The 25,499-nt window shown below is 34.1% G+C and carries 19 protein-coding genes; 11 read left to right on the top strand and 8 right to left on the bottom strand.

The features are described from left to right. Window positions 1–165 precede the first annotated feature (165 nt). Window positions 166–4,116: a T9SS type A sorting domain-containing protein gene (locus tag H593_RS0105500; protein WP_028871517.1), complete on the bottom strand. Its 3,951-nt coding sequence runs from the start codon at window positions 4,114–4,116 to the stop codon at window positions 166–168. A gap of 494 nt (window positions 4,117–4,610) precedes the next feature. Next, complete coding sequence (locus H593_RS0105495) at window positions 4,611–8,912, bottom strand: GEVED domain-containing protein (RefSeq protein WP_028871516.1); 4,302 nt, start codon at window positions 8,910–8,912, stop codon at window positions 4,611–4,613. 205 nt (window positions 8,913–9,117) lie between these two features. Between H593_RS0105495 and H593_RS0105490 the strand changes: the two genes are divergently transcribed. From H593_RS0105490 to hemL, 3 genes are read left to right on the top strand one after another with little or no spacing between them, the layout of a single operon-like run. Next, entirely contained in the window at window positions 9,118–10,008 is an 891-nt protein-coding gene (locus H593_RS0105490) for a 1-aminocyclopropane-1-carboxylate deaminase/D-cysteine desulfhydrase (protein WP_028871515.1), read from the top strand. 5 nt (window positions 10,009–10,013) lie between these two features. After that, complete coding sequence (locus H593_RS0105485) at window positions 10,014–10,814, top strand: glucosaminidase domain-containing protein (protein WP_028871514.1); 801 nt, start codon at window positions 10,014–10,016, stop codon at window positions 10,812–10,814. A 1-nt stretch (window position 10,815) separates the two neighbouring features. Continuing rightward, the gene (gene hemL, locus H593_RS0105480; RefSeq protein ID WP_028871513.1) at window positions 10,816–12,102 is read left to right on the top strand and encodes a glutamate-1-semialdehyde 2,1-aminomutase; all 1,287 of its coding nucleotides are present in this window, start codon (window positions 10,816–10,818) and stop codon (window positions 12,100–12,102) included. Between the two features lie 49 nt (window positions 12,103–12,151). On the opposite strand, the gene H593_RS0105475 is transcribed toward hemL, so the two are convergent. From H593_RS0105475 to H593_RS0105465, 3 genes are all read right to left on the bottom strand, one after another. After that, window positions 12,152–12,481, bottom strand: coding sequence for a hypothetical protein (locus tag H593_RS0105475; protein ID WP_157588781.1), 330 nt, complete (start codon window positions 12,479–12,481; stop codon window positions 12,152–12,154). A 112-nt stretch (window positions 12,482–12,593) separates the two neighbouring features. Further along, on the bottom strand, window positions 12,594–13,058 hold the full coding sequence (locus tag H593_RS0105470; RefSeq protein WP_028871511.1) for a hypothetical protein: 465 nt from the start codon (window positions 13,056–13,058) through the stop codon (window positions 12,594–12,596). A gap of 96 nt (window positions 13,059–13,154) precedes the next feature. Beyond that, window positions 13,155–14,666: a hypothetical protein gene (locus tag H593_RS0105465; protein WP_028871510.1), complete on the bottom strand. Its 1,512-nt coding sequence runs from the start codon at window positions 14,664–14,666 to the stop codon at window positions 13,155–13,157. Window positions 14,667–14,857: 191 nt separating this feature from the next. Between H593_RS0105465 and H593_RS20750 the strand changes: the two genes are divergently transcribed. The 8 genes from H593_RS20750 (at window position 14,858) to H593_RS0105425 (ending at window position 20,744) form a co-directional block, all read left to right on the top strand. After that, window positions 14,858–15,016, top strand: a complete 159-nt coding sequence (locus H593_RS20750) for a hypothetical protein (RefSeq protein ID WP_157588780.1) — start codon at window positions 14,858–14,860, stop codon at window positions 15,014–15,016. Between the two features lies 1 nt (window position 15,017). Beyond that, on the top strand, window positions 15,018–15,476 hold the full coding sequence (locus H593_RS0105455) for a hypothetical protein (protein WP_028871509.1): 459 nt from the start codon (window positions 15,018–15,020) through the stop codon (window positions 15,474–15,476). A gap of 96 nt (window positions 15,477–15,572) precedes the next feature. After that, window positions 15,573–16,055: a hypothetical protein gene (locus H593_RS0105450; protein WP_028871508.1), complete on the top strand. Its 483-nt coding sequence runs from the start codon at window positions 15,573–15,575 to the stop codon at window positions 16,053–16,055. 425 nt (window positions 16,056–16,480) lie between these two features. Further along, window positions 16,481–17,176, top strand: a complete 696-nt coding sequence (locus H593_RS0105445) for a CPBP family intramembrane glutamic endopeptidase (protein WP_051229629.1) — start codon at window positions 16,481–16,483, stop codon at window positions 17,174–17,176. Window positions 17,177–17,182: 6 nt separating this feature from the next. Then, on the top strand, window positions 17,183–18,469 hold the full coding sequence (locus tag H593_RS0105440) for a DUF2157 domain-containing protein (protein WP_028871506.1): 1,287 nt from the start codon (window positions 17,183–17,185) through the stop codon (window positions 18,467–18,469). Between the two features lie 3 nt (window positions 18,470–18,472). Then, on the top strand, window positions 18,473–19,027 hold the full coding sequence (locus H593_RS19900) for a GDYXXLXY domain-containing protein (protein ID WP_028871505.1): 555 nt from the start codon (window positions 18,473–18,475) through the stop codon (window positions 19,025–19,027). Between the two features lie 57 nt (window positions 19,028–19,084). Further along, on the top strand, window positions 19,085–19,963 hold the full coding sequence (locus H593_RS0105430) for an alpha/beta hydrolase (RefSeq protein ID WP_028871504.1): 879 nt from the start codon (window positions 19,085–19,087) through the stop codon (window positions 19,961–19,963). Between the two features lie 34 nt (window positions 19,964–19,997). Continuing rightward, window positions 19,998–20,744: an alpha/beta hydrolase gene (locus tag H593_RS0105425; RefSeq protein WP_245585015.1), complete on the top strand. Its 747-nt coding sequence runs from the start codon at window positions 19,998–20,000 to the stop codon at window positions 20,742–20,744. Between the two features lie 6 nt (window positions 20,745–20,750). Here the strand turns inward: H593_RS0105425 and H593_RS19895 are convergent, their stop codons facing one another. The 3 genes from H593_RS19895 to H593_RS0105410 all read right to left on the bottom strand — a co-directional run bounded on the left by H593_RS19895 (window position 20,751) and on the right by H593_RS0105410 (window position 25,389). Continuing rightward, on the bottom strand, window positions 20,751–21,374 hold the full coding sequence (locus tag H593_RS19895; RefSeq protein ID WP_051229628.1) for an RDD family protein: 624 nt from the start codon (window positions 21,372–21,374) through the stop codon (window positions 20,751–20,753). A 126-nt stretch (window positions 21,375–21,500) separates the two neighbouring features. Beyond that, on the bottom strand, window positions 21,501–23,984 hold the full coding sequence (locus tag H593_RS0105415; RefSeq protein WP_028871502.1) for a zinc-dependent metalloprotease: 2,484 nt from the start codon (window positions 23,982–23,984) through the stop codon (window positions 21,501–21,503). A 148-nt stretch (window positions 23,985–24,132) separates the two neighbouring features. Continuing rightward, window positions 24,133–25,389, bottom strand: a complete 1,257-nt coding sequence (locus H593_RS0105410) for a hypothetical protein (RefSeq protein WP_245585014.1) — start codon at window positions 25,387–25,389, stop codon at window positions 24,133–24,135. Between the last annotated feature and the right edge of the window lie 110 nt (window positions 25,390–25,499).

Below are 25,499 nucleotides of genomic sequence, written 5' to 3'. Positions count from 1 at the left end.
TTTTATATCATCTATGGTTTGGATGTCTTCGCTCATTTGATAAAATACAGCACTTGTCATGTTACCTCCCAAAATATATCTTTTGGACGCGAAACATATGTAACTAAAAAAGACCTTAATTATTTAAAATCATGGCCTTTTTAGTCGTTTATTGATTACTAATAATTATTGTCTTATGACGACTTTTTGGATTTTTTGCTTACCGTTATACAGTTCTACTTTTACAATATAAGTGCCATCAGATAATCTTGTTTGGTTTAAAATAAAGTCTGATTGATTTATAGCTTCCGTTTTAAAAAGCACTCTGCCTACAATGTCGTAAATAGCTATAGTATTGATGATTCCAATTTCCGAAGTGACTTTTATATAGTCGCTGTTAGGAGTAATTATTGAAATACCATCAGTACCGTCTAACGCGTTTACTCCTAAAGTTTCATTTGTATATCTAAGTTCAAACCTATCATCAATAGTTTCTGTTTGATTAGAAGTAAAGACATAAGGAGCATTTTTTAAATTGTGAATACTATTCAACAGTTTATCTTCTATATAGATTTGTTGATTAGATAAAAATAAACCATCTAGAGTATTTATGGCAATACTATAGATCCCGGTTTCTATAAGATTAACTCCTAGTGGCACAGTATCCGAATCAATAAAAGGCGCTTCTTTCCCTTGAATCAAGAACGCTTTATCATCTATTAGAGTGTAAAGGTTGAAACCTTCTCCAGTTGCAGTGACGGCATCATACATTCTATCTCTAGTATTTGTTGCGCCTTCAACGTAACCTACAAGTGTTGTATTTGTTTTTCCTGTTGGAGTAATCATATCTAACCAAATTCTGTGTCTTTCAATTGTATTATTATCATTCTGTTGAGCATCTACTCTATAAAACTGACTATTATTATAGCTAGGAGATAGTTGCCTCATAGTATTGTTAAATGAGACAGTTGAACTTGAAGATGCTGGTGCTGGTGGTTCATTCATAAGAACAAAGAAACCTTGTCCCGAGGCAATATTACCATCAAAGCTAGCAGGAGTAGATGTGCCTGTTTGGTTATATGCAATATAATCTGCAACTTCATAATTATAAAAATAATCATCATAAAAAGGGTCACCACTAGTTGTGTTTATTTCAGTTCCATGGGTCCATAAATAAACCACACCATCGATGTTTCCATTTGTAGTTAGAAAGTCAATGGCATCTATTGCTGAAGGATATGGATTGCCAATTAGGTTCCAATTATCATCTTCGGATGTGATTTGCGTACTACTTTGATCAAAATAAGTATCTGAAATATTTACACCTCTAAAAATATTGCTAATTATGTCCCCATTATTTGGAGTTCCGGTGAAAGTTGCAGTATAGTTTGTGGGAGTGGTTGGATGACCATTTGGGCCTCTTAAAATATATCCTTTCCCCAATAACATGTTCCCTGTGGCAGTTTCCCAGCGACCATAATCATTTGGAACATTTGTTGGAGGAGGGCCATTGGGTCTGTCAAAAGAAGGATTCCACTGTAAGATATATCCAGCAGGTGTTGCTGGTGAAATATTAAAAACACTAAAGTTAGTTGTTGGAGAAGACCAATATACATAATCAGTAAGTCTAATATTAGTTGTTCTGTCGAGTGTAATATTTCCAGTATTGACTACATTATTTACTTGTATTAAACTAGCACCATTATCTAACTGAAATGTACTTGTACCTTGAATGTCAACAAAATCTTGAATTGTTACAGAAGCGTCAGATTGAATTGTTAATGTGGCTCCATTTAAAATGCTTAAGTTGAGGCCATCACCATTATCATTAATGTAAATTATAGGGTCATTACCAGTAACAGGAATAATGACACAGTCTGAAGAGGTTGGTATAGCATTATCAGACCAGTTTAAAGGTTCCATCCAATCATTTGTTGTTTCCGATCCGTCCCAAATTTTACCACCTCCAGTGCTCACTATCGCATCATCAGTAATAATTAGTGTGGTGCTATTACAAAGGTTATATGTGACTTGTGCAGTATAAGTTGTTGTAGCTATCGGACTTACTGAAATTGTTGGTTGCCCATTATATGTAGGGTCTAGAGTTCCATTAACTAGCCACTGTAAGTTGGAAATAGAAGTTCCTCCAGGAGTAAATCTCCATGCTTCATTGGTTGTTGCCCAATTATCATCTAAGCTGTTTCTACAGGGAGCTACAACTGCATCAGTTGCTCCTAGGTTCTGTACGCCAACTATAGCATTACCACCATTCCAAGGGCCATCATCAACAACCTTTTCCTCAATATGGACTTCAATAATATTGGTGTATTCATACAATACAATCATTGCTGTATGACGTTTGGTATTTGATCCAAAATTACCATTATCAAACATTGGAATATTGTCCCATAATATTACTAAAACGTTACATCCATTTACTGAAGTTGTTCCATAGCTTATGGAGCCACCGACACTTGGATCTATATCCTGATAGGCACTATAAATAGCATTTTCAAAGAGCGCTCCATTAGTGCTCGGCAAATCATTATTAAATGAATAACCTGAAGCCGTATTAGTTAAACTAGTATCAAAGGACAATACTCCGTTTGCACCAACAACAAAGTCAGTAACAGTAGCACCATAAAAACAAAAATTAAAAGGGATTGCATAAGAAACATCAGACCATCTGTCGTCACCCGCAAGTGCTACGGAATTTGTAGCTGCTCCTGCAAAATTATTGAATGAAGTCGTGTTGAAGGTAATTAAATCTACATCATAATCTGAAGTATCTCCTAAATCTGTATAAGTAGCAGTTAAATCTACAGAGCTAGTTGCTGAGCCACAAGAGGCTATTGAACCTGTATCTGGTGTAATATCTACGATAGGGCATGCAAGTGTTGTTAAAGGCGGAGTTGAGATTAAACAAGGCTCTGTTACACATATATCAAATGCAGAGGTTGCACCTGTGGCAGATGACCAAGAAAACACTTGTACAAAATAATAAGAACCTACTGCTAATCCTGAAGTAACACTATTGTCGCCGTCAGAACAATTTAAATTGGCTCCGACCACAACACTGCAATCTGCGGAAGTGAAAGGGCCATATACGGAATGATACATGTCTGTCGTATTTCCAGTTACATTTGAAATATTAATTGTATGAGTTGGGTTTGTAGCTTGAAATACATACCATACATCATTGTTTGGTGTTCCGCCACAAGCATCAATGCCTGAGTCTGTAGCATTATAAATAGAACCTGATGTATTTACACAAACACCATTTGGTGTGAGCGTGTCTGCACTACATGGCTCATCATTTGGAGGTGGAGGAAGAGGTTCAGAAACGCATATACTAAAAGTGCCTTGATTATTATTTCCAAAATTCCAAAAACGAATATAAATAGTTTCACCAGGAGTTCTCCCTGACAATGTGATGGAGGACATGAGATTAAGGCCACCATCATCATCACATTCGATTAAGGTTAAACCATTACAAGATGCTCCAGAATAAACTCCCATTCCGCTATCTGTCAATACACCTGAGTTTGTATCAATATTAACTGCACCACTCGCAGGGACAGTAATTGTAAACCACACATCACCACCAGAATAGTTTGCACAACCAGGCGCTGGAGGTCCTGTGCTTCCTGTTGCTCCAGCATTTGTGAAACTAGAATAGACGCAACTTGTATTAACAGCCAAGGAAATTGAAGTACAGGGTTCATCATTAGTTATTGGAGGAGGTCCACTGCAAGACGTACATGATATTTCAGTAACACAGCAATTAGTAGCAGTGCCACATGCAGCATTGGTATTGAAGTGAACGTAATGGTTGCCACTACTAAGAGCTGTAAACGAAAAAGGTGCATTACCACTTGCTACAAGAGGTCCATTAAATGTGTTACTTCTTATGGTAACGTAGCCACCGCAAGAATTTGTGATTTCATAGGTTTCACCAGCCACTACATTAGAAACTGTTGCATATTCATTTTGGTAATTACAACCACTAATTGTAGTGGGTGTGTTATTTGAAGGAGCAATTGCAGAACCATAAGAAACTGTGTTAGTGCATTGTCCAAATGAGCTTGTATTAATAAAAAATACAAGTACCATTAATAAGAGTAATTTTTTAATCATAATCTATATTTTTGAACACACCAATTATATGATAATTAGCATTACTTAAATTGTAACTGTTGTTAAGTATAGATTTGGGAACGAAAGTGTTAAAATATTAAAATTAATCTTAATTTTAACATTTTTTTATGAAATTATTCTATAATTAGTTAATCAGTTGAAAATAACCGATTAGAATAAGTTTAAAATTGATAATCAAGTAATTATAAAAAAAAGGTTCGTGAACTACGAAGTTGTGTCTTGTGATAAATTGGAAAAATATAGATATAAAGTTATTTAGGTTAATAAAAAAAGGAGGTATTTAATATTAGATTTAGGAAGTAAATAATCTAAATATATTTTGAGAATTAGAATTGATTGGAAGACCTTTGGAGGTATTAACCAGCTGAGTAATTTTTGGATATTAATAATTATTATTCACAAAAAAAAGGGTCTTAATATTTTATTAAGACCCTTTTTAGACTGATTTTTATTTAAGTGACACACTATTATTTTTATTGTTTAAGTATGATTTTTTGTGTTTTAATTATTCCGTCAATAAGATTTACTTTTACGATGTAGCCTCCGGTTGATAGCTGTTTTGTTTCTATAGTCAATTCAGATAAATTCCCAACATCTGGTCTGTCAATGACTACTCTGCCTAATAGGTCATAAACTGCTATTTGTTGAATAGGGCTTAGAGTTGATTGGATTTTAATATATTTTCCATTAGGCACTAGAATCGTAAGTCCATTAATAGATTTTAATTCCTCTAATGATAATGTATCTTCATTATATCTCAAAACAAAGCGATCGTTAAACAGTCCTGATTCGGAATTAAAAGTATAAGCGCTCAATCTTAAATTATGAATTGTATTGGTATAAGTGTCTTCTAAAAAGATATCTTGATTTGATGTTTCAAATAATCCATCAACATGATTAATTGCAATTGAGTAATCACCGTTTTGAGGAATTTCATATCCAAGGGGAACAACATCCGTGACCTCAAAAGGAAGCGCTCTTCCTTGAATGCTCATTTTATCATTTTCAATTAATGAATAAAAAAGCGTGTTAGTTCCGGCAAATTGGGTGCCATCATAAAGTCTGTCTTTAGTATTCGTTGCACCATGGATATAGCCTACTAGAATTGAGTTGGCATTATTATTACTGTCTATCAAATCTAGCCAGATTCTATTTTTTTCATTAACAGTTGTTTCTTCGCTTTCAGTTGAATGATCTATTCTATAGAATTGATCATTACTATACACACCATTTCTCATTGTATTATCAAAGACAAGATTTGAAGGGCTAGTGGCGGCATCATCCATTAATACAAAAAATGCTTGACCAGCTCCAATGAATCCATTAAACCCAGGAGGTGCAGATCCAGTTAAGTTATAAGCGATATAATCATTTGGATTGTAATTGTAAACGTAATCACCATAGAACGGATCTGTTACCGCATTACTTGGCGCAGATTGATGAGACCATAAATAGACAGTTCCTGCTATTGTTGGGTCTATATCGTCTGTAATATTCGCAGCATTCCTAGTGATAAATGTATCAGTATTCAAAGCAGAAGGGAAAGGGTTGCCTACTAGATTCCAGTTATCATCTATAGCCGTAGCAAAAGTTGATCCAGATCCTGAATAATCTATACCATCATACGTTCCTCTATTAATTGGCATATTAATAATACCGTTACTAGGACGACCGGTGAATTCAGCAGCATTAGCTGTAGCTGTTCCTGCTAATCCTCTAATAGCATAGCCTTTACCGGGAATCATGTTTTCAGAAGTTGCTTGCCATTCTCCATAATTACCTGCTCCATTTCCTGCAACGGTTGGACGCCATTCGAGTATAAGTCCTGCATTAGACCCAGGAGATACGCCTAAGACATTAAAATTCTCTACAGCAGATGACCAATACACATAATCTGAGGACGTTAACCCAGAAACTTCTCTTTGCATATTTATAGTTCCTGTATTATTATTGGTTGCTACATTAGTGATTTGAACCAAGTTGGCACTATTTCTAACATTAAAGGTACCACTTGGATCTACGTTTATCCAATCTGTTACTGTTAATGATGTAGATGGCTCTAATTCTAGATAACCATTATTTTTAATCGTAAGGTTTCTTGCAAAAGAAGGACTAGGAGGAAATGGTGGTCCTAATATGGTAGGATTTGGTAAAGCTCCAACATCTTCAATAATAACGCAACTATCATTTGTAGGTATACCATTAGGATACCAGTTATCAGGATCACCCCAAGTGTTATTGTCAGATCCATTCCAAATTTTAGTGTTATTAGTTACCGTAAAAGGGAGTGTAGCCGCACCACAATTATTAGATAGTGTCGCATTAATAGTAAAAGAATAGGTGGCTTGTTCAAGCTGTGTAATATTAGGTATCGCATACACCGTTGTAAATGCTCCAGTACTGTAAGGAGTATCACCAATATTATCATTATCTGTATCAATATATAAATCAATAATGCCAGCAGGAGATGTACTCCAACTTACTGCAGTAATATCTTGATCGCCAAAAAGCTTCACATCATCTACAGCCACTCCGTCTACCCAATCACCGTAAAATCTTATTCTTACACTTAATGTTGGCTCATTGATATACGCATCTAAGTTGTAGGACAATGTTTCAAATCTGTTCCCAATACCAACATCAGCAATAATATTTGGGGTAACGTTAGTCCAAGTCGTGCCGTCTGTTGACGCTTCTATTGCAACATAATCGAGGCCAACTTGATCACCATCATTCCAATATCGAGAGTAGTAACTTCTCAAGCTCAATGTTAGACTAGTAAAGTCTGTGGTGTCATAAGAATTGGTCGTTTCTAGTGCGTTATTGGTTATAGATGGTCCAACATCAGAGTTGGACATTACAAATTGATTAGATCCAAAACCAGAGGAAATAGCTGGAAACCATACTTGTTCGTTAGGAATAAACGTACTGGTTCTATTTTGCCAGCTTGTAAGTGCATTAATTGTTGGGCCATTATCTAAAATGATTATATTCGAGAAAACGCCTAGTGTTCCTACTTCAAAATCTTCATTAAATAAGTAAACATCGTCAATATCTCCAATTGCCGAAATTTCAAGCGCATTGTCTTCTCCGCACACGACTCTGTTTGTTATATCTGGCGAAACAGAAAGCGTCGGTATTGGATTGAAATTTACAATTATTGGTGTTCTCGCCCAAGACTCACAAGCGCCATTATAAGTAGTTACCCAATAGGTCGTCGTCGCTGAAAGAGAAGGTGTATTCCAAGTTCCAGTTGCTGTTGTAGCTAGAGGTGTTCCTCCTATTTCATTTGCGTACCATCGATAGTCAATTACAGACGGTGTTCCTGTTGCGGTCGCATTGATTGTTACGCTTCCTGGTCCACAGGTATCTGCGCCTGTAATACTCGTAATTATAGCATTGCAAATAGGTTCAACTGTGAATAGGTAATCTTCTGCTTCTCCCCAATCGTCTGTAAATCCGTCAATAAATGGTTGACAAGCATCATAATCGATTAAACCAAAGGAGAACGTATCTACCGAGTCGGTATAATTTCGAATACGTATTCTATAATCTCCAGCTGCTGTGCCTAATGGAATTATAAATCCGAAGGTTGTTTCTGCTGTATTTATTCCATTTGTATCGTATACTAGCTCTGTATTGGGGTCATTATCAAAATTCCCGTCATTGTTCCAGTCTATCCAGGCTTTAATTCGTCCAGAAAAAGTTGCTCCCACGAAGACATTGACCCCTTCTCCCTCTACTTGTCTTGCTATAGGTGTCAATCCTGTAAAATCTTGATAACCTGCAGCAAATCCAGAGGTGTTTGAAGTGTCTTCTAATGTGCCTTGAAAACTAACATTTGTAATGTAGAGTGCATCTGGTGTTTCTGTAGTAGTACTGCAATATGGGCCAGGAGTGGTTATACAGATGTCAAAGGTGCCAGCATCTCCTGCGCCGCCATAACTATAAACTCTAACGTAGTATGTTGCACCTATCGTTAAACCTGTTGCATTGATTACTTCATTAGCAGCTCCAACGGTATTGTCTGCACAATCAATATTAGTACCGTTACAAGCCCCAGACCTCAGTTCTATTACTAAATCGTTTAGAATCCCAGGGCTTACTGTAATGTCATGATTTGTTGCGGTCGCTATGAAAGAAAACCACACATCATCGTCTGCATTACCAGTAAAATTATTACAATTAATCCCTGTTATGCTTTGGGTAGCACTAACCGTCGTCGCAGATACACTTGTTGTGCAAGTGTCATCACTACTTACTCCAATATTTGTTGCATCAGCACAGTCATCGTTATCTGGTGGAGAAGGTGTATTACTGACGCAGATTTGACCATTCATATTAATATTGCTATTGTATATTTGGATTCTTACTTTGTAGTCAATGCCAATAACTGTATTGAATACAATAGTTTCTGCAACTCCATTTCCGCCTGCATCAGAACAATCAAGGCTTACCATATTTGGATCACATGCAGCATCAAATAATGTTAAAATCGCATCTCGGTTAGCGTTGGGCTCATATGTTATGGTTGTGGAAGTACTTGTAGCAGTAAACCAGCCCCAAGCATCATCAAAGTCTCCAGAGAAACAGCCAGCTGCTCCATCCCAGTAATCACTATTGTTATTAGAATCCCACGCAATATTATTGCAAATGACTCCAACTGTTAATTCTGATCCTGCAGCTGTATTGCAATTGGCAGAAGGTGTCTGTGCATTTAATCCTAAGCAAATTATAATAGTAAATACGGCACTTAATAGTAGGTTTTTATTCATAAAAAATCAATTTAAAGCATAGCTCAATAAAATTAAACAATAACTAGGATAAGAAAAACTTATAAAGATATAACGTCATTCTTTAAGATTATAACCCGCTGATAGTAGTGTCCTTAGTAAGGATTTATAAACTAGGTTATAATCTTAAACTAAAGATAGTTTTTTTGACGTTCTTTGTATTAATACCCAAAATTTATTCGATTAAATGTTGAAATTTAAAGATAAAAGGAACGTAAGTATCGATACTCAGGTTTTTATAAAACCTGAGTATTTAAATCATCCTTATATTTCTGGCAACAAATACAGAAAGTTAAAATACAACCTCATTGAGGCTAGAAAAACAGAAAAAGATACCTTGTTAACTTTTGGTGGTGCTTATTCAAATCATATAGCGGCAGTTGCCGCAGTTGGAAGAGAATTTGAGTTTAAAACAATTGGGATTATAAGGGGAGAAGAATTAGCTTCAAAGATAGATTCAAATCCAACGCTTAAGTTTGCCCAATCTTCTGGTATGTCATTTAAGTTTATTTCACGAGAGCAGTATAGAAATAAGACAACTGATGAGTTCATTTCAGATTTAAAAAATGAGTTTGGTGATTTTTATCTTATCCCAGAAGGTGGTACAAATACTTTAGCTATCAAAGGTTGCGAAGAAATATTAACAGAAGCAGATAGAGAATACGATTATATCTGTTGCTCCGTAGGAACCGGAGGTACGATTTCAGGATTAATAAGTTCTGCATCTCAACACCAAAAAATTCTTGGTTTTCCTGCCCTAAAAGGTGATTTTTTAAGTGAAGAAATCACTAAATTTGTAACTCATGAAAATTGGGAGTTAATTACCGATTATCATTTTGGTGGCTATGGAAAAGTTAGCGATAGTTTAATAGAGTTTATCAATAATTTTAAGAAAGTGCATAACATACCGTTAGATCCCATCTACACTGGTAAAATGATGTTTGGAATTTACGATTTAATTGACAAAGGCTATTTTCCGAAGCATTCTAAAATATTAGCAATACATACAGGTGGTTTGCAAGGTATTGAAGGAATGAATCAAAGATTAAAACAACAAAATAAGCCCTTAATCGTTTAATATTTATGAAGAAAATAGTTGTTTTTTTATTAGTGAGTTTTGTGGTTTTTAGTTGTGGTTCTAAGAAAAAGAGCGTCACTAAAAGAGACAAAAGGACTCCAAAAACTGAGCAAGGCATTGTAAATCCAAAGACAGCTACTCAGCCTAAGAAGGTTATGACTATACCTGATGTACCCGAAAATTCAAATCTTAATGCTGTAGAAATTTACATTTTGAAATATAACGCTATCGCTATGGATGAAATGCGTACATCAAAAATTCCAGCAAGTATTACATTAGCTCAAGGGATTCTAGAATCTGGTTCTGGTAAAGGGCGATTATCGGTTGAGGCGAATAATCACTTCGGAATAAAATGTCATGGATGGATTGGTGAAAAAATATATCACGATGATGATCGGTCTCAAGAGTGTTTTAGAAAATATGATTATGCACATTCTTCTTTTAAAGATCACTCTGAATTTTTAACAGGAAGAGGCAGGTATGCACAACTATTTAAACTTAAGCCTGATGATTACAAGGGTTGGGCAAACGGGCTAAGAGCTGCTGGTTATGCGACTGATAGAAAATATCCAGAAAAATTGATTAGCTTAATTGAGCGTTATAATCTCGATAAATATGATATAATTATTTTGGGTAACAAGTCCGCTGTAAAAGACATGTCTTTTAATCACATTGTGATAAAAGGTGATACATTATATTCATTATCAAAAAAATACAATACGACCGTTGATGAACTTAAACGTCTCAATAGTCTTAATTCTAATGAGATTTCATTAGGTCAATTTCTTATTATTAAACCAAATTAATATGTTATATAAACGTAGTAGTGCGTTATTTAAAAATGCTAAAAACGTTATTCCAGGAGGTGTGAATTCACCAGTTCGAGCTTTTAAAGCAGTAGGTGGAACTCCAATTTTCGCTAAATCAGCAAAGGGTGCTTATGTGTATGATGAAGATGACAATCGTTATATCGATTATATTAATTCTTGGGGTCCAATGTTGTTGGGTCATGCGTATGAGCCAGTTGTAAAAGCGGTTATTGAAAAAGCGAAAAATGGTACGTCTTTTGGAATGCCGACAGAAATCGAAACTAAAATCGCAGAGTTAGCCGTTTCAATGGTGCCAAATGTTGATAAAATACGTTTTGTAAATTCTGGAACAGAAGCTTGCATGAGTGCTGTAAGACTAGCGAGAGGATTCGCTGGTAAAGAAAAAATCATAAAATTTGCTGGGTGTTATCATGGTCATAGTGATTCTTTTTTAATCCAAGCAGGAAGTGGAGCCGTGACTTTTGGGAGTCCAAATAGTCCAGGCGTTACTCAGGGTACAGCTAAAGATACTTTATTAGCCAGATACAATGATATTGATAGTGTGAAAGCATTAATAGAAGCGAACAAAGATGAAATTGCTTGCATAATTGTAGAGCCAGTTGCTGGTAATATGGGGTGCATTCCGCCAAAAGATAATTTTTTACAGAAGCTTAGAACATTATGCGATGCACACAATATTCTTCTCGTTTTTGATGAGGTAATGACAGGTTTTAGACTTGCTAAGGGTGGTGTCCAAGAATTGTACGGAGTTGATGCTGATATTATTTGCTTCGGAAAAGTCATAGGTGGAGGTTTGCCTGTTGGGGCATTTGCTGCTCGTAATGAGATCATGAATCATCTCGCGCCTTTAGGGAGGGTGTATCAAGCAGGAACACTTAGTGGGAATCCATTAGCAATGGCTGCAGGTCTGGCTATGTTAACTGCAATTAAAAATGATAAAGATCTAATTCAAAGATTAGCAGATAAGACTGAGTATTTGCACAAAGGTTTTGCTAGAGCTTTAGATACATATAATATCACGCATACAATTAATAGGGAAGGATCAATGATTTCAATTCATTTTTCCGAAGAAGAAGTTGTGGATTTTGAAACCGCTGCAAAAGGGGATAATCCGACCTTTAAATCCTTTTTTCATGGCATGTTGAATGAAGGTATTTATATCGCACCAAGTGCCTATGAATCATGGTTTATAACAGATGCTTTAACCTATACCGATTTAGATGAAACCATAAGGGCTGTTGAAAAAGTAGCTCAAACATTATAAAACAAAAAATGCGACTCAGATGAGTCGCATTTTTTATGTATTTCGATTTTTATTTATCTCTAAAATACTTTAGATAAATTATGTATTGTTCTTCGGTAAGAATTTCTCCAAGTTGGCTATCTAAGAAAGTGTCAATTTTTTTAAGACGATCTGCATTACCTTCTAAGTCACTGCTTATTTTTTTATAAGCGATACCGTAAGACTGGTAAGCTTTATAAACAGCATCCATTTTTGTTTCCTCAAACTTTACGGTTTTTCTAAGCGCTTTGGTTTTAGAGTTTGCTTCTGCGTTAATCTCTAGTGTATTTTGTGCAGTCATATTTTGAGAGCTCAATAATAATGTTAGAGCAAATAGGCAAAGTGTAATTAGTTTTTTCATTGTGGTGTTTTGTAAATGGTTTTACGAATTATAAAATTAGTGTTTTTTGTCATAAAAAAAAGCATCGACGTTAAAAATCGATGCCTATTAATAAAATCTAATCTAATCTAAACTATTGCTTTTTAATTTTAGATCCTTTTTTGCCTTTTGATTTATGCTGACGAAGTGTTTTCATCTTAGTCCATTTTTCATATTGCTCTGCTGTTAAAATGGATTTCATTTTTTGTTTCATTGCAATTTCGCCATCTAATTTTGCATTCAAATGTTTAACATGCTCTTCTTTTGTAGGTTTTTTGGCATCATCATTATTTTTCATTTTCTCACGCTCTGCCATGTTTTGTTTTCTAATCGTTGCTTGCTCTAAGAGCGCTTCCTTTACTTTACCTTGTTGATCTTTAGATAAGTCTAATGCTAAAGTCATTTTTTTTGAACCTAAGGTTGCCATTTCTTCTGGAGAGAGGTCTTTCATCAGTTCTCTTTTACCGTTTCTTTCGCCTTTTTCATCTCCTTTTCTGTTGTCTTGTGCAACTGCTTGAAGTGTTATAAAAGCAAACGCAATTAAAATTAATGTCTTCATAATATTTCTGATTTAATTATTGTTTTGTTTTTTAATCGATTGTTATTTAGACTGTTTAATTTAAATTAGGTTTAATATCAATTATGATTTTAACCTTCAATTAACACCTTGTGCTTTTTTTACAAGGGCTAACGTGGTTTCATAAAGCGTTTTATTTTCCATTTTACTTTTTAGCCATGCGTAGAAACTCATTACGAAAATATCTTCTTGTTGTTCATTAATCCATCTAAAGGAATGTTCTACTTTATCTTTAAATTTTTGTGATGTGACATGCTCTGGGTTTTTGTAAAAATACTCGACTATTTTTATAAACGTAATAACACGTTCCTGCTTGATTTGCATTAAGTAATCAAAATATGAGCGTTTAAAGCTTTTAAGTCGGGACTCTATTAAGTCTAATTCTCCAAGTTCTATATAGAGAATTATTTCTGCTATATTTTTCTTAATTATCCATTCTTTGCCAGCTTTTTCAATGTAGTATTTGTCGGTGTGGTAGAATTTAGAAAAGATGGTTTTAGCTTCTTTGAATTCTGCTTTTTGGATATAAAACATGACAAGACCTAGATTAATATCTAATAAAGATTCAATGTCTGCATGTTTAGTTTGTTTGACAGATTCTAAGAGCTCAATGGCTTTATCTTGTGTATTACTGTAATTATGATTTAGGGCTGCGAGTAAGTAATATTTAAGTTTAAATGAAGAATAATGTTTTTTTCGTTGCTGATGCATTAAGTCATTCATCACATCTAAATGCTCCAAAGATTCTTTGAATTTTTTATTTCTAAATAGTGTATTAGCAATCATATAAACCACTTGTATATGGTACACCAACTGTTTGTCCCGTGTTTTGTGGTTCTTTATTTTCTCGTATGTAGCGATTAAAAAAGGCTCAATTTTTAAATAATTATTAGTTACAAAAGCAGAGAGACTCACAATGGTCATTAACTGATATAAGGATTTAAATGACAAGGATTCACTTATTTCAATATTGTGTTCTTTAAGCGTATTATTGAGAATGGTTTCAAAATCTAAAACTTTCCCTTTATAAATCATATCATTTAAGGTTTGTCTGATCTTTGCATAGACAATATTGAGTTCCTCTTCAATAAAATGATGTTTTTGATTACTTCGGAAATTTGCAATCAATACATTAATATCCACGGACGGATTAAGATAGGCATACTGGATTTTTGTGTGATAAATTTCATTTAAAATAGGAAACAACTGATGTTCTTGGGCTAAACGTTCAGCATTGTCTAGAATTTTATAAGCTATGTTTGGTTTTTTGTGAATGAGAAACGTTCGAGATGCCAATATGTACTTAAAGATTTGCATGTCAACAGAATTTTCTTCTTCTAAGTTTAAATTCGCTATAAAGTCAATAAGAGATTGGTATAGTCGTTTTCTCAATGCGTGATAAGCTACTTTATTATCTGCTTTATAGAGGGTTTTGCAAATGGCTTTAGAGCTCAATTCATTTTGGGTCAATAGCTTAAAGAGTTCTATGTTTTTTGTGTCGCTGCGTTTGTTCTTCTTTTCTAGATATTTAATGAAATGTTGCTCATCTTCCGAAGAAAACGTCGAAACTATAGCGTTTAGGTCTGTCATGTTCACTTTCCGTAGAAACGAAAATCTTTTTTATATATTATAAGTCGTCAGTTAAAATGTATTGTATGCTTTAAATATATCATTAATTGATGTGTTTATCTATATGTAATCGTCAGTTTTTAGTAAAATATGTATTTGTAAGCACTACAAACTGTCGCACATTTGTATGGTAATCCACAAAACAAAATAATATGCGACAGTTTATTAAAACCACCAGCTTTATACTTGCCATAAGCGCACTAGTGGTGTTTTCAAAACAAATTCAAGATGAAATTGTAGATAGTTATAACCATTGTGTAGAGCAATTAGCAAGTAGAACGATGACGAGTTCAAATCCTATGGGCTTTTAGGATGCAACTCAAAAAGTTAAATACCGCATTTATTGTCACCACTGGAGTATCAGTACTAGTGTTTATTTATTTGGTGTTTTTGGGATATGATGAAATTAAAACGTTAAAGGATGTTGTGAAAATTATAGCGTCCATTTTGTTCCCAATACCCTTATTGTTTTTTGTGCGTTTTCTATTGATAGAACATTTTTTGCCACAAAATACAGATGAATATAAGCTGAAACACCAAAAACCAGCAACGATTTTGCTCGTGGTGAGTATCGTTATCGGTGTTGCGAGTATGCAGGCTGTAGAATGGATAACAGGCCAAAAACTAGAAGACCATCTCATTTTTGCGCATCTCATTAACTCTACAACGATAAGTAGCTATGTGCTTAATTACATTTTGTACAATAATTTGAGAGTCAACGGAATTTTAAGTGGTGTCCTACTCTCATTAGCTATTCATGTGTTCTTATAACCGGTTAACTGTTATGAATTTTAATGATGGATGTCATTCAGAGCGCAGTGAAGTATCTAAAAAAACAAATTAATAAATCATCAAAAATTTAAAATTATGAATCCAATTATTCAACCTCCAAAACCTAGAAGTAATTCAAACAAAAGGGAATTGCTATTTACATTTCAATCCATAATTGTTACAGCTTTATTAGCATTTACAACTATTGCGTTTTTCTTTTACTATGATTTACCTGTTGTAAATGGGATTAAAATCATTTTTGCTCCTTTTTTATCTGTGGTCCCTCTTTTATTTATTTTATCCATTCTTAGGGATTTACGGCAAGGTTTCAAAGAAGGGAATTATACTAAAGATGAGATTATTAAATTCTGTTTAATAACAGTTGGTATTACTTTAGCATTTACGGGAATTACATATTTACTTTCAGAAATCAAGGCTCTAGAAATATTATTAGCAGCTATAATGGCAATTTTAAGTGCCGTGTTCTTTTTGAAAAGTAAGATCAAAGATATTCTAGGTATGAGCATTATTACAGGAATTGCTGAAGGTATTATTGTTTATATGATTTTTTTGTTTTGATGATTGGTTAGTTAGGAACCCAAAACCTTTTAGGTGTAAAAGCCTAGAGGGTTTTAAAAATTAAAAGAGATGAAAGATTTGAAAGAGGTTTGGAATTGTAAATTAAGTATTGGACACCTTTCGTTTATATTTCTAATCACTTGTCTTTTGCCTTACGGTATTTTTGTGTTGAGTTTAATATCTGGATGGCCATGTTGTCTCGAGTCTGCTGTAAGCTCTGGTATGTTTTCAGTTTTTACAATTTTAGGAATTTTCACTTCTAATTTAATTGTTCTTCTTTTGATTATCTCAACATTTTATAATCACGCAAAACGAAAAGAAAGATTGAGTTTTTGTAAATCATATTTAATCTTGTCCATTATTTTAATTCTCCTGTATCTTACAATAACACCTTTGTTCATAGCTATAAATTAGATGTAATCATCATGAAGCAAAAACTCACTAAATATCTAACAGATTTCTCAAACTTCAATTTGACGAGACCAAGTAGTGATAAAGTGAGACTACTTGAAATATTAGCAGTTGTATTAACAGGAGTGGGGAAGTTTGTCTTTATGGATTATCTCAATTGGAGATTAGCATTTGTGATTTTTGCTATTTTATTTTGGTCGCTATATGCAAGATATCGCTATAAAAAGGGAAATCAAGTATTAAAAGACTGGGGATTTAGACGCGATAATTTTAAATCGGTTTTAAAGTTAGTAATGCCTTTTGCAGCAGTATCAATTGTTGTCTTTATTGGTATTGGGTATATTCAAGGAACACTAAATTTAACATGGCACATTATACCATTACTCATTACATATCCTATCTGGGGAACGGTCCAACAATTTATAACTATTGGTTTGGTTGCTGGAAACCTGGGTACATTAAAATCAATACAACTTAAAAAGGTCAGTGTCATTCTTATCACTTCTACTTTGTTTTCTTTAGTACATTATCCAACTGTTTGGTTATTGATTGTTACATTTATCCTCGCCGTATTCTATGGGTGTATTTATTTGAAAGCTAAAAACCTCTATGTATTAGGAGTATTTCACGGTTGGCTAGGCGCTTTGTTTTATTATACGGTTGTTAATCAAGATCCATTTGCAGATGTGTTTTTAAAATATTTAAATTAATAAGTTATGAATTCAAAGCTCATTAAAGACTTACCAGATTTGGTAACTAACGATGTGATTTCTCAGGATGTTGCTTCAAAAATCGAACAGTATTATTTAGCCAAACAACAGCAGGCTCCTAATAGGTTATTTGCGGTATTTGGAGTTTTAGGATCGCTATTGGTTGGTTTGGGTATCATTCTCATTCTTGCCCATAATTGGGATAATTTTCCAAGAGGTGCTAAAACTATTTTAGCTTTTCTGCCATTGGTAATTGGTCAATGTATTGTAGCGTTTTCAATTCTCAAGAAGAAAAGCGTCGCATGGAAAGAGGCATCAGGCACTTTTCTGTTTTTTACCATAGGATCTAGTATTGCGCTTGTAAGTCAGATTTATAATATCCCAGGCAATTTGAGTACATATATATTGACTTGGATTATTTTGAGTTTGCCTTTAATCTATCTACTCAAATCAAATACAGTTGCAATATTAAATATGATATGTATTACGTATTATGCCTGCGAGCTGGGTTATAGTTTTATGTCAATTGGTCATACACCTTGGTTATATCTTGTAATGATGGCTCTAATTGTTCCTCATTATTACAAATTACTCAAACATCACAAAGAGGCTAATATAACGTCTATATTCAATTGGTTAATCCCAATAAGTCTAACGATAGTATTAGGTGCTTTTGTAGATCAGTTAACAGAATTAGGCTTCTTAATGTATCTCTTACTGTTTAGTCTATTTTATAATGTTGGTAAGACTCCGTTTTTTGATGAACAAAAATTACGACGCAATGGCTATTTAATCTTTGGCTCTTTAGGAATCGTAATTATGGTTTTAACCATGAGTTTTGACGACTTTTGGTATATGGAGCGTTTCTTTTTTAATTCTCAAGAGACCTATGTGTCAACAATTCTATTTGCAGCTAATTTGGGTCTTCTTATATATTCCTATTCAAAGGGATGGTTGAAAACATTCAATTTTTTTCAATTTGTATTTATACTGTTTTCTGTGATGTATTTGTTTGGACTAAACATACCAATTGTGGGCACAATAGTGGTTAATTTTATTGTCTTGGCTTTAGGGGTTACGACTATTAAAATAGGAATAGATAAATTTCATTTTGGTGTTTTAAATTATGGATTATTAATCATTACAGCATTAGTTACTTGTCGGTTTTTTGATACTAATATGAGCTTTGTCATTAGAGGTTTATTATTTGTATGTGTTGGTTTAGGATTCTTTCTAACCAATTATGTAATGCTCAAAAAACAGAAATCAAGAGTTGAATCATTAAAACATTAAGTTATGCAACGTAAACATATATTTATTTTATTTATCATTTTGGCGATAGCTCAAATTGCAGTGCCAGCACAAATGATTTTTAATCGCGAGGCTATTTTAAAATCAGGAACAGCTTTTAAATTTAAGACAGAACCGGTAGATCCCTCAGATCCATTTAAAGGAAAATATATTTCTTTAAATTATGAACTTGATAATTTTAAAACAAAAGATACAATTTGGATGCGAAATCAAGAGGTCTATATTTCAATTACAAATGACAGTTTGGGCTTTGCTAAGGTAATTTCTGCTAGTTTAGAAAATCCTAAAAAGGGAGATTTTTTAAAGGCTAAGGTCAACAGTTATTCAGAATATGATAGTATTTTGAGGTTTTCATTATCCTTTAATGAATTTTATATGGAAGAAACTAAAGCCTATAGCGCAGAGCTAGCATATAGAGAGGCTCAACGTGATTCGTTACCGGATAATACGTTTGCTTTGGTTTATATTAAAAATGGCGATGCTGTTTTGGATAACGTATTTATTAATGAGATTCCAATCGCCACTTTTATTGAGAAGTAGTTAAATCTTATGCCTTGTAATTTTTTCTTATCTTGTTATTAAAACAAAGTCTCTTATATGGCATATTGGTTATCTAGTATTATTACAGTTCTTGTGATTTATATTGCAATTAGTATCGCATTGTATTATTTACAAGACTACATGCTCTTTAAGCCAGAGAAGTTGCCAATAGATTTTCAGTTTGACTATGAAAATCAGGAAACGAAGGAGTATAACCTTGAAACGCGTGATGGCGCAACTATCAACGGATTACGCTTTTTCCCTAAGGGAGAAAGCAAAGGCGTTGTCTTGTACCTCAAAGGAAATTCTAAAAGCATCAAAGGTTGGGGTAAGTTTGCAGTAGATTTTACAAGACATGGCTATAATGTGTTGATGGTTGATTATCGTGGCTTCGGTAAAAGTACGGGCAGGCGCTCTCAAAAAGCTATTAAACGAGATTTACAACTCGTCTATAATAAGCTCAAAGAGCAAACAACAGAAGATCGTATTATTCTCTACGGAAGATCACTAGGCTCAGGTTTTGCAGCAAAACTCGCTTCAATGAACCATCCTAAAATGTTGGTTCTCGATGCGCCATATTACAGTTTAACCAAAGTAACAGCGCGATATGCTCCTTTTATGCCTTTATCTTTATTGCTAAAATATCCACTACCAACCTATAAATGGCTCAAATATGTGCAATGTCCAATTCATATTATTCACGGGACACACGATAAATTAATTCCGTTTAAAACGAGTATTAAATTATCGAAAGTAAACCCAAAATTGACGAAATTACATACCGTGATAGGAGGTGGACATAAAAACTTAAATAATTTTGAATCGTATCATACTATGTTGGACGATATTTTAAATAAAATACCTAAAACCATCGATTTACAAACCACAAGTATCAATGTCATCCATTCCTCAAAACCGAATAAAAAAAAGGCTTAACAAAGTATTCAAGATACTTTTGATTTTATATCTTATGATAAGCACATTACTCTACTCTTTACAAGAAAAACTACTATTTTTTCCTACGGAATTAGCTCAAGATTATCAATATCAATTTGCATATCCTTTTGAAGAGCTGTTTCTTAAACCTTCAGAAAACGTTAGTATCAATGCTATTCATTTTAAAACCGAACACCCAAAGGGAGTTATTTTATATTTCCATGGGAATGCAGGAGATTTAAGTCGTTGGGGACTGATTTCTCAATTTTTCGTGGCAAAAGATTATGACGTACTCATTATGGATTATCGTACCTATGGAAAAAGCAAAGGGAAACTTAGCGAGCAAGCTTTTTATGAGGATGCGCAATATTGTTACGATTATTTATTGAAGCAGTATTCGGAAAGCAGTATTACCATCTACGGTCGTTCTTTAGGAACCGGTATTGCAACGTTTTTGGCTTCTAAAAATAACCCGAAGCAATTGGTTTTAGAAACACCTTATTATAGTATTTTGGATGTAGCTAAAAATCGATTTCCTGTTTTTCCTGTGTCTTCATTGCTGAAATATAAGTTTCCATCAAATGAGTTTATAGTGGATGTAAAATGTCCAATTACTATGTTTCATGGCACAGATGATAGTGTGGTACCATATTCTTCCGCAGAAAAATTAAAAGCGGTGGTCTTAAAAAACAAAGCGATGTTGATCACCATAGAAAGTGGTAGTCATAATAATCTGATTGATTTTGAAGAATATAGGAAAGGAATTGATTCTATTCTCTAAGGCGGTTTATCTGTATTTTTTTAGTGCTTTTTTTTTGCCAATTCTTCTAAATCCAACCAGTACTGCATAAACTGTTGCGAGTATTAGCGCAAGGAGTAAGGCGGTTTCTGAAGATGATTTATCAAGATTAACTGTGAAGTAATAAACCCAACAAACAACCAAAAGTAAATTGAATAACAGGATCATTGGTTGTCTAGATTCTATCCTTTTTAAAGTACTGTCTTGAACAACAAACGTATTAGATATCGTGTCATGAATAGCTCTTTCGTCATCGCTAATTCCAGAAAAAATACTAATAAATCTACTTATACTTCTTATAAGTAATTGATAAATACTCGGTTTTTTACCATCCTTATTGACCACTTTTGTTTGTGTTTGGAATTTCCCAGGAGTTCTACTATACATAACTTCAAAACAAAAATAATACACAAATCTGACACCTAGATAAATGCCGAAAGCTTTAAGATATATTGAAAACCCTAATATTATTGAAGGATAGATTAGGTAGATGATTGCTACAACTAGAAGTCCTAAAATAGAAGATAAAATAAAATCGATACCTAGATTTTCACCACGTTCAGTTTCGTTGGCTAAGTTGTGATCTGGGTATTTTTGGTGCGTTATTTTCATAGGTTAAAACTAAGGTTCAAAGATATAAACTAAAAAAAGAAAAAGCTCCAGATTTCTCTGAAGCTTTTCCCATATTTCTTATCTTATATAAACACACTAAAGTGTCTGATAAACAAGTCTAATTAATTATCCATTAGGATTCAATATCGCATCAATACGCTCAAGAGCATCTGCAATGTGCATTCTACTTAAGGTATCTGCACCACGAGATGAACGCAAAGAGCTACGTAAATATTTTAGTTCTGCTCTTACAACAGCTCTAATATCTGACTGGCTTGTATTAACAGGAGTGATTTTTACATAAGGACTAGATGAGCGTCCACTTTGATTACCAATAGTCATCATTTGAGCTAATCTATCAATATGTGCACGTTGTAAATTACGTCTGTAAGTATCAATTTTACTACCCGTTTGTAATTCACTCCAAATACCTTTACGAAGATCACTCATCATATTAGGTAATGAATACGCTTCACTATCGTAAGTATGAGCTTCTGTCAAACGTTGCATTTTGCCTAAGCTCATAATATTGTTAAGTGATCTTACTTGTATTGCGCGAACACGTTCTACTGAACCTGTAAATTCTATACGATCAAAAATAGTTTTGTCAATCAACCAATCTTGTGTTGTAAATAAATTATCTTGGATGAATTGCATTGCCTCCTCTTGTTTCTCTTTTGGTACAGCAGTATAGACTGCTCCTGGCTGATCTGCAGCTTTATAATTTTCATAAACACCACCAATGTTATTAGAAACGTGTCCCATATAACGGTTGTACTGAGAAATTACATGACCATACATTTCTTGCAAGTCGTCATAATCTTCCCCAGCTTCTGTAGTCCACTCAATTAAGTTGGGTACAATACGTTTCAAGTTTTTAATTCCATAGGAACTGGCTAACATAGCATCGTCACCTAAGTCTTCAGTTTGAGAACTTGGATCTACAACATCACCACCTTGTTGGTGTCCAAAACGATACATTGGATCTCCTGCATGATCCATAATCCATTTGTTAAGGATAGGCTTTTCTTCTTCTGCAGTTTTTCCGAAGATAGGTCTGTAGCCCCAAGAAATAGCGTACTTATCATAAGTTCCAATATCTGGCATTAGTGCGACACCTTCATCACCTGGTTGTGCTACGTAGTTAAAACGTGCATAATCCATAATTGATGGCGCAGTACCATATTTTTGAGTAAATGCTGCATCGCGTAATTTTTCTACTGGATACGCAACACTACTTCCCATATTATGAGGTAAACCTAAGGTGTGTCCAACTTCATGAGAGGATACAAAACGAATTAAACGTCCCATAACTTCATCTTTAAATTGTGGACTCTGAGCTTCAGGATTAATAGCAGCAGTTTGTACAAAGAACCAACCACGTAATAAAGACATTACGTTGTGGTACCAGTTAATATCACTCTCAAGAATTTCTCCCGTTCTAGGATCACTTACATGAGGTCCATTTGCATTTGGAATAGGAGATGCTAAATAACGTACAACCGAGTAACGTGCGTCTTCTGGGCTCCATTCCGGGTCTTCTTCTGCTGTTGGTGGATCCATAGCAATAATTGCTTCTTTAAAGCCTGCAGCTTCAAATGCGATTTGCCAATCTTCAATACCTTGTTTTATGTATTTTCTCCATTTTACAGGCGTCGCTCTATCTATGTAGTAAACGATTTGTTTCTTCGGAATCACTAATTCTCCGCGATTAAATGCAGCGATGTCCTCATCTTTAACTTCTAATCTCCAGCGGTCTAAAAACTCTAAAGATTTACTTTTTTGATCCTCTAATCCGTAATCTGTTTGACTACTTGTAAACCAACCAACTCGCTCATCAAAATAACGACGCTTCATTGGGGTGTCTGGTAATAAGATCATAGAGTTATTAATTTCAATAGAAATACTTCCCGTGCTTGAATTAGAAGGAGGTCTTCCTGCAGCATATGTTTTTACGTGTCGCGCTTCAATATTTCTTGGGTAACTTTTGATGTTTTCAATAAAAGATTTATCACTTTCTAAGCGTGTTATTTTGTAAGGTGTTCTTCGGAAAGAAGGTAAGCCCAAAGATTTCACGTCTTTTTCAAATAAAGGTGTCGCATCGATTACCGTACTTGTTGAATCTTTACTGAATGCCTCAATTGGAAACGTATATAGAACAGGTTCAAAATTTGAATTTACGACTGCTTCACTAATTGGCAGTGAGTCTGCGGCAACAACGTTATAAGATACAACGCGTACAATTACTTTTTTGCCTTTTTTCTCCCAACGCAATACTTGTTCATTTTGTTTTCCACCACCAAAACCTAATCCGCTGGCAGTTTTAGAAATACGAGTCACCATTAACATCTCTCTATCAAAAAGAGAATCTGGAATTTCGTAGTAGTATTTGTCATCTAATGTGTGAACAGTAAAAAGTCCAACATCACTTTTTGCATCTTTAGTAATGACTTTGTTATAAGGTTTGGGGTCATTTTTTACAGGCTTCTTTGCTGGAGTTTTAGCAGCTGCAGCTGCCTCTTTTTTGCTTGCTTTCTTTGCTGTTGAACAGGATACAGCAACGAAGAATACGGAAACTACTAGAAGTAGTTTAATAGTAAAGTGTTTCAAGGTGGTTGATTTTTTAAATTAGTCTTCTAAAATAAGAAATCCCTATGTGTGATGAAAATGTATAGGCTGCTTTTAATATTAATTTAACTTAATATTTAGTAAATCGAGAAATAGATAAAGCCAGCCTAAAGTGAGTTTTTTTATAATTTTACTCTAAAGTGTTCAAATATTCTGAAATTAATGCAACACCTTCATCATGCAATATTGTCGTTCCAATCCATGGCATTGTTAAGCCTGGTTGGAAATCTGAGGCGACCCTAAATATAATACTGCTCTTTCTATCTTGAATCTTTGAATCTGTAAGGCTATTCTCGTAGTCTAGCCTCAATATAGATTGTGTTTCACAATAGCCTCCATCAGTATGGCAATGTGCACAATTAATATCGAAATAAGCTCTTGCACGTTCCTCTAATGAGTAATTAGTATCATCCCATTTTGGTAAAATAGTCACCTCAGATGGATTTGTTAATCCGTCGAGAAGTTCACTGTCAATTAAACTTTGTAATTGATTTACGCCATCCACATTAAAATTTAATGTTCTTAGTCTTGGGCCAATTGGTCTTTTTACTTCATTACTTCTATGGCAAGTGAAGCATTGGTTGTCTGAGGGTATTTGGTAATTAATAGAGTTTGTTTCTCCATCAGCACCGATCCAAGTTACTGGAACAATACTACTATCTGGATTTAAAAAAGCTTCAGTTTGAGCGGCATTCCACTTATAGTCACCAGTTTGCCACAATCCATCAATTTTTATAAGAATTCTAGTTTCGATGATATGTTTACCAAGAGATAAATCTGTCTCATTATTATTGTAGTAAAAGGTCTTGGAAATCAATGAATTGTCAGGAAATAAAGGTAAGCCATCTCCATTATAAGTCATTTTTTCACCATCAGGAAGTACGATAAAACGTTGTTTGTAGGCATAATCTGAAAATAACGTGCTATTCAAAGTGTATTCAAATGATTGTGGTGTGGGTTCTAAGTTTTCAATATTTCCAACAAACAGATTTAATTCTGAAAGTGTTGGTTTAAACTCAGGAATTACAGCTGGTGAATTGGTCGTAAAACTATAAACATTGGTATACATACTAATATTACTCGCCGAGCAAATAGTTTGTAAATAAGTATCATAGGTGGTATTAGGATTTAAACTTAGAAGGTCAATACTAGTTTCTGATGTAGAAATTAATGTTCCAAATCCTAAGGAAAATCCAGTAATTCCATACTCTAGTGTGTAAAGTGCTGTTGTGCTTTCACTGTCCCAAGACAATATTGCTGAGTTATCAGTTACAGAACTCGATGATACATTAATACCTTGATCACACGCTGCAATTAAATCATCATCACTAGTACAATTAAATAAAAACGTAAGGGTGAAAATTAATAAGCATATTTTTTTGAACATATGTGATGCTTTTTCTTTTTACAATTGGAGTACGAATTTAATAAAAAAATAGTAATTCTTAGTGTCGACAAGAAAGCCACGACATCGTGGCTTTTTTGTTACTTATTATT

Source organism: Psychroserpens burtonensis DSM 12212 (genome assembly GCF_000425305.1).
Taxonomy (GTDB): domain Bacteria; phylum Bacteroidota; class Bacteroidia; order Flavobacteriales; family Flavobacteriaceae; genus Psychroserpens; species Psychroserpens burtonensis.
Note: the sequence above shows the minus strand (reverse complement) of the source record. Positions and strands in the feature narration are given on the sequence as shown.